The organism is Cupriavidus sp. 05N38 (assembly GCF_056397345.1).
In genome coordinates this window covers 1-12,465 of sequence record NZ_JBFTNF010000036.1, presented here as the reverse complement: position 1 = coordinate 12,465, position 12,465 = coordinate 1, and the positions used below count along the sequence as shown (strand labels likewise).

Here is a 12,465-nt window from a genome sequence, read left to right as displayed (position 1 = left end):
TATGCTTGGCAAGCCCCACCCGCGTCACCTGGCAACGACGGGTCACAAAAGGTGCGCCAAAGCCGAGCCTGGGTGGAGACAACCATGCGTATTCTGATCGCCGAAGATGACGATGTGCTGGCCGACGGCCTCACGCGCTCCCTGCGCCACTCCGGCTATGCCGTAGATCATGTCGCCAGCGGGGTGGAGGCCGATTCGGCGCTGTCCACCCAGACCTTCGACCTGCTGATCCTCGACCTCGGCCTGCCGCGCATGCCCGGCCTGGAAGTGCTCAAGCGCCTGCGCGCGCGCGGCGCCATGGTGCCGGTGCTGATCCTGACCGCGGCCGACGGCGTGGACGAGCGCGTCAAGGGACTGGACCTGGGCGCCGACGACTACATGGCCAAGCCCTTTGCCCTGTCCGAGCTGGAGGCACGCGTGCGCGCGCTGGTGCGGCGCGGGTCCGGCGGCGGTGCCACGCTGACGCGGCACGGGCCGCTCGCCTTCGACCAGGTCGGCCGCATCGCCTACCTGAACGAACAGATGCTGGACCTTTCCGCGCGCGAGGTGGGGCTGCTGGAAATCCTGCTGACCCGCACCGGGCGGCTGGTATCGAAGGAGCAACTGGTGGACCACCTGTGCGAATGGGGCGAGGAGGTCAGCAACAACGCCATCGAAGTCTACGTGCACCGGCTGCGCAAGAAGATCGAGGTGGGCGGCATCCGCATCGCCACGGTTCGCGGCCTGGGCTATTGCCTGGAGAAATTCCAGGCTGCCGCGGTCCACGGCTAGGAGACACCATCCGCGCCTTGCCTTCCCCTGCTTACCCTGGTTACGCCACTCCGGCCACTCCGGACCACCCTACTCCCGTCTCATGAGCCTGCTGCGACTGCCCCGGCGGCGCGCGCGGGCCGCACGGCCCGCGCCGCCCGCATCGTCCCCGGACGGATCCGCCTCGCCGGATGCCGGCGTCGCCGACGAAGCGCTGGCCGAAGCCCTGCCGCACCTTGAGGACAGCGCCGGCCATCCGTCCCCGCGCTCGCTGTTCGGCGAGATCCTGGACTGGATGCTGGCCCCGCTGCTGCTGCTCTGGCCGATGAGCATCGCGGTGACCTACCTGGTGGCCAAATCCATCGCCAACGGCCCGTTCGACCGCTCGCTGGAAGCCAGCGCCATCGTGCTCTCGCAGCAGGTGCGCGAGGTCAACGGGCGCGTCACGCTGCAGCTGCCGCTGTCCGCGCGCGAGATCCTGCGTGCCGACGAGAGCGACAACATCTACTACCAGGTAGTCGGCACGCACGGCGAGTTCGTGGCCGGCGACAACGACCTGCCGCTGCCCAGCGAGGACGACCGCGGCCACGCCGGGCTGGTGTCGCTGCGCGACGACCGGGTGGCCGGCAACGACGTGCGCGTCGCCTACACCTATGTCGATCTCAAGCACGGCGGCGACACGCAGCCGGTGCTGGTGCAGGTGGGCGAGACCCTGGACAAGCGCGCGCGCCTGGCCAACGAGATCATCAAGGGCGTGATCCTGCCGCAGTTCGTGATCCTGCCGCTCGCGGTGGTGCTGGTGTGGTTCGGCCTGACGCGCGGGCTGGCGCCGCTGACCGCGATCCAGCAACGCATCCGCGCGCGCAATCCCGGCGATACCAGCCCCATCGACGAGCACGCCGCGCCGCAGGAGATCACGCCGCTGGTGGCGTCCTTCAACGACCTGCTGGCGCGCCTGGACATGTCGGTGCAGACACAGAAGCGCTTTATCGCCGATGCCGCGCACCAGATGAAGACCCCGCTGGCCGGGCTGCGCATGCAGGCCGAACTGGCGCAGCGCGAACAGTCGCCCGAGGAATTGCGCAAGTCGCTGGCGCAGATCGCCGGCAGCTCGGAACGCACGGCCCACCTGGTGACGCAGCTGCTGTCGCTGGCGCGCACGGAGAACCTGGCCGGTGCCGGCAGCATGGCGCCGCTGGACCTGGGCGCGCTGGCGCGCGAGGTGGTCAAGGACTGGCTGCCGCAGGCCTGGGCCCGCAGCATCGATCTCGGCGTCGACGCCGACGATCATCCCGTCATGGTGCAGGGCAACCGCCTGATGCTCACTGAAATGCTGAACAACCTGATCGACAACGCGATCCGCTACACCCCCGCGGGCGGCCACGCCACCGTGCGCGCAAGGGCGGACGCCTTCGAACCGTTCGCCTACCTCGAGGTGGAGGACACCGGCCCGGGCATCCCGGTGGCCGAGCGCGAGCGCGTGATGGAGCGCTTCTACCGCGTGCTGGGCACGCAGACCCAGGGCAGCGGCCTGGGCCTGGCCATCGTGCGCGAGATCGTGCAGCAGCACGGCGGCGATGTCAGCATCGTCGACAACGTCTACCAGTCCGAGCCGCGCCTGGCCGGCGCCTGCTTCCGCATCACGCTGCGCCGGCCCGTCGCCGGAGATACGGCATGAGCGGCGCCGCCCGCCCGCCCGGCCCGCGCGCCGCGGCAGGCCAGCCCGGTTCGGCCGCGCGGCACGCGTGGCGCCGCAACCTGCGCTGGATCGCCGCGCTGCTGGCAATCTGGTTCGTGGTCACCTTCGTGGTCAGCTGGTTCGCGCGCGAGCTGCGTTTCGACTTCTTCGGCTGGCCCTTCTCGTTCTGGGTAGGCGCGCAGGGTGCGCTGATCATCTACGTACTGATGGCAGCCCTCTACGCCTGGCGCATGAACCTGGCTGACGACGAAGCCGGCGAGGACGAAGCCGCCGCCCGGCCCGGGATGGACGCGCGGCGGGAGGATGCTGCATAGCAAGAAGGCGCCTGCGCCGCGTCGCGATGAACCCTCCCGCGCCCAACCCGGACCCCGGACGTCGCGCCGCAACAATCCCGCACCCCGCATTTCGCTAGCGTATACCCCGAGCGTTTAGTGGCGAACTCGGCGGAAATTGTCAGAACTCAGTAAGTTTCGCCTCCCACAATCCATTGAACTTCGGTGACTGTCCCGTGTCCGCAAGCGCGTTCCGGCTGTCCACCCGAAAGATTCCGATGACAAAACGGAGGAGACAAATGGCTAATGCGCAGAACGTGGCGATGCCTGGCGGCAGCGCCCAGGGCACGGCGATGACGGCCGAAGAGAGGAAGGTGATTTTCGCCTCCTCGCTCGGCACGGTATTCGAGTGGTACGACTTTTACCTGTACGGTTCGCTGGCGGCCATCATCGCCAAGCAGTTCTTCGCCGGGCTCGATCCCACCGCGGCCTTCATCTTCGCGCTGCTGGCATTCGCCGCCGGCTTCATCGTGCGGCCGTTCGGCGCACTGGTGTTCGGCCGCCTCGGCGACATGATCGGGCGCAAGTACACATTCCTGGTGACCATCCTGATCATGGGTGTGTCGACCTTCATCGTGGGCCTGCTGCCGGGCTTCACCACCATCGGCTGGGCGGCGCCGATCATCCTGATCGCGCTGCGCATGCTGCAGGGCCTCGCGCTCGGCGGCGAGTACGGCGGTGCCGCCACCTACGTAGCAGAGCACGCGCCGCACGGCAAGCGCGGCGCCTACACGGCGTGGATCCAGACCACCGCCACGCTCGGCCTGTTCCTGTCGCTGATCGTGATCCTGCTGTGCCGCAACCTGACCGGAGCCAACTTCGACGTGTGGGGCTGGCGCATCCCGTTCCTGGTCTCGATCCTGCTGCTGGCCGTGTCGGTGTATATCCGCCTGTCGATGAGCGAATCGCCCGCCTTCCAGAAGATGAAGGCCGAGGGCAAGACCTCCAAGGCACCGCTGACCGAAGCCTTCGGCCAATGGCGCAACATGAAGATCGTGATCCTGGCGCTGGTGGGCCTGACCGCCGGCCAGGCCGTGGTCTGGTACACGGGCCAGTTCTACTCGCTGTTCTTCCTGACCCAGGTGCTCAAGGTCGACGCCACCACCGCCAACCTGCTGATCGCGGGCGCCCTGGTGATCGGCACGCCGTTCTTCATCTTCTTCGGCTCGCTGTCCGACAAGATCGGCCGCAAGTGGATCATCATGGCCGGCTGCGCGCTGGCGATGCTGACCTACTTCCCGCTGTTCAAGGCCCTCACCCACTACGCCAACCCGGCACTGGAACGCGCTCAGCAGACCGCCCAGATCGTCGTCACCGCCGATCCCAAGCAATGCTCCTTCCAGGGCAGCCCGATCGCCCGCGAGATCGATTTCCGCAGCTCCTGCGACATCGTCAAGCGGACCCTGGCACAAGCCTCCGCCAGCTATGAAGTGGTGGAAGCCCCGGCCGGCACGGTGGCCTCGGTGAAGATCGGCGACAAGCAGATCAACGCCTTCAACGCCTCGCTGGATTCCGCTGGCCACAGCTTCGACGACGCCAGCAAGAAACAGATCGCCGCGTTCAAGAAGGAAGTGGGCGGCTCGATGGCCTCGGCCGGCTACCCGACCAAGGCAGACCCGGCGCAGATGAACACCATCATGGTGCTGGTGGTCCTCGTCATCCTGGTCATCTACGTGACCATGGTGTACGGCCCGATCGCCGCCATGCTGGTCGAACTGTTCCCGACCCGCATCCGCTACACCTCCATGTCGCTGCCGTAYCACATCGGCAACGGCTGGTTCGGCGGCCTGCTGCCCACCATCTCCTTTGCCCTGGTGGCGCAGAACGGCAATATCTACTACGGCCTCTGGTACCCGATCATCATCGCCGGCGTGACCCTGGTCATCGGCTCGCTCTTCGTCCGCGAGACCAAGGACGTGAATATCTACGCGAACGACTGAGACTGATGGTTGTACAGGACTGATCCGGTAATCAGTCGCTCCAGCCGGCGGGCCGCAAGGTCCGCCGGCTTTTTTCCGGCTGGCGCAGGCGGCTTCCGGAGGTCCTCGAAACTTTTTTGCGGAAGGTGTTGACAGGATCGAAAGCCAAGGTATAATTTCGGTCTTCAACGGCGAATTAGCTCAGTCGGTTAGAGCGACGGAATCATAATCCGCAGGTCCGGGGTTCGAATCCCTGATTCGCCACCATATTTCTGGCTCTCTCTTCGTTTGCGACAGAGAAGGCTGGCAAGCAGTACGCATCATGTGAAAACCCCTTTCGGCCGACAGGCAGGAAGGGGTTTTTGCATTGTGGCCTCCCGAAGTTCGACTTCCGGAGAACATGGTTTCATGGATGCGCGACATATTCGGCGCTTGACTGGGACGTCAGCTCTGAGCACGGCTTCGGCCATTTCGCGATGCACTCTGAAGCCTCCAAGCGGATGCCCCGGCGTTGCCGCCGGGGCATCCGCATTCCTCTCAATCAATCCGCGAAATCGGTGGCCTCGGAGGAACCCCTCCACACTTCGAGGTCCTTCGCGACGGCCCTGGCCTTGTCTGCCGCAAGTTCGTTGGCGATCTTGCCCGCAAACAGATGCAGCGGCGGCGATTCGACGCTGGCGGCCTGGATGATCAATCGTGCCAGCTGGTCAGGATCTCCAGCCTGGTGGCCGTGCAGCGTGCCGAGATGCAAGTCGAGCGAAGCCTTGGCCTCCGAGTAGTCGTCGATCTGGCGCTTGGCCACTGCAAGCGCACCGCTCGACAGGAAATCGGTGCGGACCGGACCGGGATAGACCACCGTGGCGCGAATGCCGCTGCCGACAAGCATCGTGTCCACGCGGCTGGAGGGCGACCTTGCCGGCGCCACGATACGGTTGCTGGAAGTATTGACGGTGCCGCTCGATGCACAGGTGCTGGGGCCAGGTATCGTGCGAGAGATCTGCTATCGCGTGCTGACGGGCGAGCAAGGCGGGTCGATGCGTGCGGCGCTGGCGCATCACGGCCGGTTCGGACGCGTGGCGCGGGCACTCAAGCGGATTCACACCGATTACGCGACGCCGCTCAACGTCGCGCGTCTTGCCGAGGAAGCCGGCATGAGCGTGCCGGCGTTTCACGCCAACTTTCGCACGGTGACGCAGACATCCCCGATCCAGTACATCAAGTCCACCCGCCTTCATCAGGCGCGATTGATGATGATCCGCGACGGCGTGACCGCCGCGGCGGCAGCGGGGCGCGTCGGCTACGAAAGCGCGTCCCAGTTCGGCAGGGAGTTCAAGCGCTTGTTTGGCCGGACGCCGGTCGAGGAAGTGCGCGACATGCGCGAGTCGTTCACGCTCTCGCCGGCGGTCCGTTTCGGCACGTAGGCACTCACTAAGCGGCCACATCCACATGGAGCGCGCCCAACGCGGCAAGCTGCGGCCCATCGGCGCGGGTCGCCGCCAGGGGCTATCTCAGGCGATGACCTTCTACTCTGCGACAGGCTGCTCGCGCATGCGACGGGCTTCCTCACGCAGGAACTGCTGGTAATCGTCCAGATCGCCGTCGAAGGGCTCGACGCCGCCCTTGGTGACCAGCCAGAACTCGTCGCATACGGCGCGCAGCAGGGCCCGGTCGTGACTGACCAGCATCACCGTGCCTTCGAATTCGTTGAGCGCCATGCCTAGCGCTTCGCGCGTGGCCAGGTCGAGGTGGTTGGTAGGCTCGTCGAGCAGCAGCAAGTTGGGGCGCTGCCACACGATCATGCACAACACGAGCCGTGCCTTTTCGCCGCCGCTCATCGTGCTAACCGCCTGATGGACCCTGTCGCCACTGAAGTTGAAGGTGCCGAGGAAGGTGCGAAGCGATTGTTCGGTGCCACTCTGGCCGGGGGCGCGCATGTGCGGCGGCGTGTCCTTGGCAAGGCGGATCATGTGTTCCATCGGCGTGTCGAGCGGGCGCAGCACGTCGAGTTCCTGCTGTGCGAAGTAGCCGATGTTCAGGCCTTTGCCTTCGCTGATTTCGCCGGCAATCGGCGCCAGCGCGTGCGCCACCGTCTTCACCAGCGTGGACTTGCCTTGGCCGTTGGCACCGAGAATGCCGATGCGCTGCCCGGCCAGCACGGAACGGTTGATGCCCCGCACGATGACCGTGGGCGGCGTGCCCGGCAGTGCGCCGGCCGGCGCCGGGTAGCCGAAGCTCGCGTCCAGCATCGACAACAGCGGGTTCGGGACGTTGAGCGGTTCCTTGAACTCGAAGTTGAACTCTGCGTCGGCAAGCACCGGTGCGATCTTCTCCATGCGTTCGAGCGCCTTGACCCGGCTCTGCGCCTGCTTCGCCTTCGAGGCCTTGGCCTTGAAACGGTCGATGAATTTCTGCAGGTGGGCGATCTTGTCCGCCTGCTTGGCCACCGCGGCCTGCTGCAACACGAGCTGCTCGGCGCGCATGTCTTCGAACTTGCTGTAGTTGCCGCCATAACGCACGAGCTTGGCGTTGTCGACGTGCACCGTCACCTGCGTCACCGCGTCGAGGAATTCGCGGTCGTGGCTGATCACTACCAGGGTGCCTTGATAGCGCTTGAGCCACGCTTCCAGCCAGACCAGCGCGTCGAGGTCAAGGTGATTGGTCGGCTCGTCGAGCAGCAGCAGGTCGGACGGGCACATGAGCGCGCGCGCCAGCTGCAGTCGCATGCGCCAGCCGCCGGAGAAACTGTTGACCGGGTGGCTGAGCTGCTCGGCACTGAAGCCAAGGCCCAGGATCAGCGCTTGGGCACGTGCGGGGGCGTCGTGTGCACCGGCGTCGTGCAGGGCCATGTAGGCGTGCGCCATGAGCATGCCGTCGTCGCTGGCCTCGGCGGCGGCTACTTCGGCCTGCGCGGCCAGCAGCACGGTGTCACCCTCGACCACGAAGTCGGTCGCGCTCTGCTCGGTCTCCGGCATATCCTGTGCGACCTGCCCCATCTTCCATGCAGCGGGAATCGAGAACTCGCCGCTGTCTTCGTGCAGCGTGCCGTTGAGAAGACCGAAGAAGGACGACTTGCCGGCGCCATTGCGGCCGACAAGACCAATCTTTTCGCCGGGGTTGAAGGTGGCGGACGCGCTGTCGAGTACGACATTGACGCCGCGGCGCAGCGTGACATTACGGACGGAAATCATAGGGAACCACTTCGGAGAAGATCGGCATCATAGCCGACCGGACGTGCAGGCCCGTCTCTTTTCTGGCCGCACGCCTGAAGAGCCGCTTGCGCCTTGCAGCGCCCACCGGCCACAAAGCAAGGCAGGCGCTGGCGCACCGGGCGTTCCGGCTGAAAAGCCGGCGAACATGGCGGTGAATGACGGTTCTTGGGCCGGGAAGCGCCATTGTGCAGGTGGCTTGAGCCATGGGCGGCGAACGCGCCAAGTGCGGAACCGAAGTATTCGAGCGCAAGCAAGGCACCGTAGAACGGGGCCACGGAGATCGCGAGAAACCTGCAGACCGAGCCGGACGTACAGTGGCACGCCTCGTTGCGCAGGGACATTGCTCGATGAGTGACGCCGAGAGCACCCGCCGGCCCGCTGTCATTCTGATCCGCGGCTCCCGCCCTCGACGGCCGTTCGCACGGCTCCGACGTAGATGCGTGAACGCCTTCGAGCCAAAGGCGCTGCGGGATCCCCAGATTCAAACCGGTCCGTTCTGCGGCCTGAAACCCCCATGCTGACAACAACAGTTGTCAGCATGGGACGTTACCAGGCTTTGAAAAGCACTCTGCCACGAAGGGCGCAGCGCAGCTAAACATGCGGGGTAGCGTCAGTATCATGCCGCCGCAATGCGCCAGGTCCGCGGTCCGCTTTCGTGGACGCTATTGCCGCTGGCATCCACGGCGACGACGAGGGGCAGGTTCTCCACATCGAACTCGTAGATGGCTTCCATGCCGAGATCGCCAAACGCAAGGACGCGAGAGGACCGGACCGCCTTGGAGATCAGATAGGCGGCGCCTCCGGTCGCCGCCAGATAGACGCAGCCGTTTTTCACGATCGCGCCGATCGCATCCGGTCCGCGCTCGGCCTTGCCGATCATGCCGATCAAGCCGGTGGACGCAAGCATGCGCTCCGCRAACTTGTCCATTCGTGTTGATGTGGTCGGGCCGCAGGGACCCACTACCTCATCACGCACAGGATCAACGGGCCCGACGTAATAGATCATGCGATTGCGGAAGTCCACTGGCAGGCGCTCGCCACGCGAGAGCATCYCGTCGATACGCTKGTGTGCGGCATCGCGTCCGGTCAGCATGCGCCCCGACAGGAGCAGGGTCTCGCCGGCTAGCCAGGTGCAGGTTTCCTCCCGGGTCAGGGTGTTCAGATCGACCCGGCGGCTCGCTGTGCCGTCGGGCAAGGGCAGGTCCGGCCAGAGRTCGGGAGACGGTGGAGCCAGCATGACCGGGCCGCTGCCATCGAGTTCGAAGCGGGCATGCCGCGTTGCCGCGCAATTCGGCACGACGGCGACAGGCATGCTCGCCGCATGCGTGGGGTAGGTAGCGATCTTGACATCGAGCACGGTGGTCAATCCGCCRAGGCCCTGTGCCCCGATRCCRAGCGCATTGATGCGGTCATGGATGTCGATGCGTAGCGCTTCCAACGCATTGCGCGGGCCCCGRGCCTTGAGATCGAGCATGTCGAGCGGCGCCGTCAGGCTCTGCTTGGCCAGCAGCATGGCTTTCTCGGCCGTGCCGCCGACGCCGATGCCAAGCATGCCCGGCGGACACCAGCCGGCRCCCATCGACGGCACCATGCTGACGATCCAGTCCGCGACCGAATCGCTAGGCATCAGCACCGCGAACTTGCTCTTGTTCTCGCTGCCGCCGCCCTTGGCCATCACGTCGACCACTACGGTGTTGCCGGGTACGAGTTCGACATGGACGACCGCCGGTGTGTTGTCGCCGGTATTGCGCCGCGCGAACAGCGGATCYTCGACGATGCTGGCACGCAGCGTATTGTCGGGATCGAGGTACGCACGACGCACGCCTGCATTGGCAGCGTCAACKACGCYCGACGGGAATCCGTCGAGCCGGACGTCCATGCCGACGCGTATGAAGATGTTGACGATGCCCGTATCCTGACAGATCGGACGCCTGCCTTCCGCGCACATCCGCGAGTTGATCAGGATCTGGGCAATCGCCTGTTTCGCCGGCTCGCTGGCCTCGCGTTCGTAGGCGGCGGCGAGGTGCCGGATATAGTCGGGAGGATGATGGTGACTGATGAACTGCAGGGCCGCGGCGATGCTGTCGACAAAGTCTCCATACGAAACGACGGTGGTCATGATGCCGGCCACCCCGCTTCAGAAGCGTTGCTCGCGGAACAGGCCGAGCTTCTCCTGCGCGACGCGATCCGAGTACGAGAACAACACAAGGTCCCGACTGGCATGCAGCGTGTAACGGCTCCAGCCCGGCACCACGGCGATATCGTGCGGCGCGAGCTCGAGCCGCTGGTCGCCGATCATCACATGGCCGCTGCCTTCCACGCAGACGAAGACCATGCTGTCGGTCGAGCGGTACGGCAAGGTCGCGAAGCCGGATGGCAGCAGCCGGATCATGGTGGCGATCGTCGGCATGGCCCAGCCGCCGTCCACCGGATTTGTGTAGCGCATGAGATGACCGGTGTGCGGATCGGGCGCGCCGGCGTGTGGCAACGCGAACAGCGCCTCCCGCGTGCGCGCGTAGGGATAGTTGAAGACCGGGGAATTCAACGTGGACGCCTGGTAGCCTACCGGCAACAGACCTGTGCCGTAGCGTGCGAGTGCATCGCCCGCGGGTCGCGTGACCGGTGCTTCGCCCGAATCGAACTCCTCGCGGAAGCCACCGTTGAAGAATGACACGATGGGAATATCGAGGCCATCCAGCCAGACCATGGGCGCGTTGCCCTCGTGGCCATGATGGTGCCATGTCCAGGCCGGCGTGATGACGAAATCGCCGGGTTCCATATAGGTCTTCTCGCCGTCCACGGCAGTGTAGGCGCCCGAGCCTTCGACGATAAAGCGCAATGCCGATTGGGTATGGCGGTGCGCGGGGGCGACCTCACCAGGCAGGAGCAGCTGAAGTCCGGCATACATCGTGCTGGTGATGCGCGAGGAGCCTGGCAGGCCCGGATTCTCCATCAGCAGCACGCGCCGTTCTGCTTCCTCGGCCGAAATCAGCGTCGCCGATTCCATCAGGTAGGGACGGGCCGTGGCGTAGGACCAGCGGTGCGCCACGCCAGCGGGTGTGGGTTCCGAAGGAATCAGCTTGCGCAGCCGCGTCCAGAGGGCACCCATCGCATGCGGTTCCAGTTCGCGGTAGAACGCGTCGCGCCGGGTCAACAGGTCAGGAGTGGGGTTGATTGTCATGATCGGATGTTGCATCGATATCAGTGGGCGACTACGTAATCTGGCTGGGCACTCGGCGCTGCCACACGAAAGGCCTCGTGACGCATGCAGTGCTCGTAGGCACGGCGCACACGGGGGAAAGGGTCGAGGCTGAACGCTGCACGCTGCGCATTGGCGACTTGCGGAACCAGGCAGCAGTCGGCCAGGGTGGGCGCGTCGCCGACGCACCAGCCGCCGTCCGCGGGCAGCCACGGCTCCAACGCGCTGAAGCCGGCCGTGAGCCAGTGTGCGACCCACTCGGCCTTGTCAGCGTCGGCAATACCAAGGCGGGCGCTGAGATACTTCTGCACGCGCATATTGTTCAACGGGTGCAAGTCACAGGCGATGGTCAACGCGAACTCCATTACACGTATGCGAGCCGGACCATCGGCGGGAATCAGCCGCGGCACGGGCCACTTGCGATCGAGATGGTCGATGATCGCCAGTGATTGCGTGATGGTCTGCTCGCCATCGTGCATCGTCGGAACCAGCCGGTTCGGATTGAGCGCCTGATACTCAGGCCGGTTCTGCTCGCCGGCGCGCAGGTTCACGCCGATATGGTTCCAGGGGATGTTCTTCAGCGCCATGGCGATGCGCACCCGATACGCCGCGGAACTGTTGAAGAAGTTGTGCAGATCCATGCTCAGGCCGCCTTCAGGCTACGCGCACTTCAACATCGGTGAGCCCGGCGACGCCGCCGCGCATGACATCGCCGCTGCGCACCGGCCCGACGCCTTCGGGCGTGCCGGTGAAGACGAGGTCGCCAGGCTGCAGTTCAAAGAACGTCGACAGGTTGGCGATGATTTCAGGCACCGACCAGATCAGGTTCTCCAGGTCGCTGCGCTGGCGGTCCTGTCCATCGACCTGCAGCCAGATCTCTCCGGCGGCGGGATGGCCGACCGCGCTGGCGGGATGCAGCAGCGAAACTGGCGCGGACTGATCGAAGCCCTTGCCGAGTTCCCAGGGGCGGCCTCGGTCGCGCGCCGCGATCTGCAGGTCGCGCCGCGTCATGTCGATACCGACCCCATAGCCCCAGATGTGCGCATTGGCATGCTCGACCGGTATGTTCCGGCCCGCGCGGCCGATCGCCACCACGAGTTCAATCTCGAAGTGGAACTGCTCGGTCGCCGGCGGATAGGCGATTTGCGCGCCGGCGCCCACTGGTGCGACCACAATGGCATCGGCAGGCTTGCAGAAGAAGAACGGCGGCTCCCGGCTCGGGTCCATGCCCATCTCGCGCACGTGCGCGGCGTAGTTGCGGCCAACACAGTAGATGCGGCGAACGGGAAACTGGTCGTTGCCGCCAACCACGGGAATCGTAACGGCAGGAATGGGCGGAATTACAAAGGTCATGTGG

At 65.5% G+C, this 12,465-nt stretch carries 10 protein-coding genes, 1 tRNA gene and 1 pseudogene; 6 read left to right on the top strand and 6 right to left on the bottom strand.

The genetic code is table 11. From position 1 onward, the window contains the following. The first annotated feature begins 84 nt into the window (after window positions 1-84). From AC1DK4_RS24450 to AC1DK4_RS24430, 5 genes are all read left to right on the top strand, one after another. Window positions 85-771, top strand: a complete 687-nt coding sequence (locus tag AC1DK4_RS24450; protein WP_441621457.1) for a response regulator — start codon at window positions 85-87, stop codon at window positions 769-771. A gap of 82 nt (window positions 772-853) precedes the next feature. Further along, window positions 854-2,428, top strand: coding sequence for a sensor histidine kinase (locus AC1DK4_RS24445; protein ID WP_441621455.1), 1,575 nt, complete (start codon window positions 854-856; stop codon window positions 2,426-2,428). Beyond that, on the top strand, window positions 2,425-2,763 hold the full coding sequence (locus AC1DK4_RS24440; protein ID WP_441621453.1) for a DUF4212 domain-containing protein: 339 nt from the start codon (window positions 2,425-2,427) through the stop codon (window positions 2,761-2,763). The genes AC1DK4_RS24445 and AC1DK4_RS24440 overlap by 4 nt, the downstream gene beginning before the upstream one ends. A 257-nt stretch (window positions 2,764-3,020) precedes the next feature. Further along, window positions 3,021-4,721: an MFS transporter gene (locus AC1DK4_RS24435; RefSeq protein ID WP_441643539.1), complete on the top strand. Its 1,701-nt coding sequence runs from the start codon at window positions 3,021-3,023 to the stop codon at window positions 4,719-4,721. A gap of 169 nt (window positions 4,722-4,890) precedes the next feature. Beyond that, window positions 4,891-4,967, top strand: a tRNA-Met gene (locus tag AC1DK4_RS24430). 274 nt (window positions 4,968-5,241) lie between these two features. Here AC1DK4_RS24430 and AC1DK4_RS24425 read toward each other — a convergent pair. Then, window positions 5,242-5,586, bottom strand: a complete 345-nt coding sequence (locus tag AC1DK4_RS24425) for a Rossmann-fold NAD(P)-binding domain-containing protein (protein WP_477131834.1) — start codon at window positions 5,584-5,586, stop codon at window positions 5,242-5,244. On the opposite strand from AC1DK4_RS24425, the pseudogene AC1DK4_RS24420 reads away from it, so the two are divergent. Next, window positions 5,576-6,121: pseudogene (locus AC1DK4_RS24420) on the top strand (AraC family transcriptional regulator); the annotation flags it as partial. The gene AC1DK4_RS24425 and the pseudogene AC1DK4_RS24420 overlap by 11 nt on opposite strands. A 102-nt stretch (window positions 6,122-6,223) precedes the next feature. Here AC1DK4_RS24420 and AC1DK4_RS24415 read toward each other — a convergent pair. The 5 genes from AC1DK4_RS24415 to AC1DK4_RS24395 all read right to left on the bottom strand — a co-directional run bounded on the left by AC1DK4_RS24415 (window position 6,224) and on the right by AC1DK4_RS24395 (window position 12,461). Next, window positions 6,224-7,888, bottom strand: coding sequence for an ABC-F family ATP-binding cassette domain-containing protein (locus AC1DK4_RS24415; RefSeq protein ID WP_441621449.1), 1,665 nt, complete (start codon window positions 7,886-7,888; stop codon window positions 6,224-6,226). A 637-nt stretch (window positions 7,889-8,525) separates the two neighbouring features. Continuing rightward, window positions 8,526-10,028 carry a fumarate hydratase gene (locus tag AC1DK4_RS24410; RefSeq protein ID WP_477131833.1) on the bottom strand — a complete coding sequence of 501 codons (1,503 nt, stop codon included), beginning with the start codon at window positions 10,026-10,028 and terminating at the stop codon, window positions 8,526-8,528. 18 nt (window positions 10,029-10,046) lie between these two features. After that, a complete protein-coding gene (gtdA, locus tag AC1DK4_RS24405) occupies window positions 10,047-11,090 on the bottom strand; it encodes a gentisate 1,2-dioxygenase (protein WP_441624445.1) in 1,044 nt (347 codons plus the stop codon). A 20-nt stretch (window positions 11,091-11,110) separates the two neighbouring features. Then, on the bottom strand, window positions 11,111-11,749 hold the full coding sequence (maiA, locus tag AC1DK4_RS24400; RefSeq protein ID WP_441624447.1) for a maleylacetoacetate isomerase: 639 nt from the start codon (window positions 11,747-11,749) through the stop codon (window positions 11,111-11,113). Window positions 11,750-11,762: 13 nt separating this feature from the next. Next, on the bottom strand, window positions 11,763-12,461 hold the full coding sequence (locus AC1DK4_RS24395) for a fumarylacetoacetate hydrolase family protein (RefSeq protein WP_441624448.1): 699 nt from the start codon (window positions 12,459-12,461) through the stop codon (window positions 11,763-11,765). Window positions 12,462-12,465: the final 4 nt, after the last annotated feature.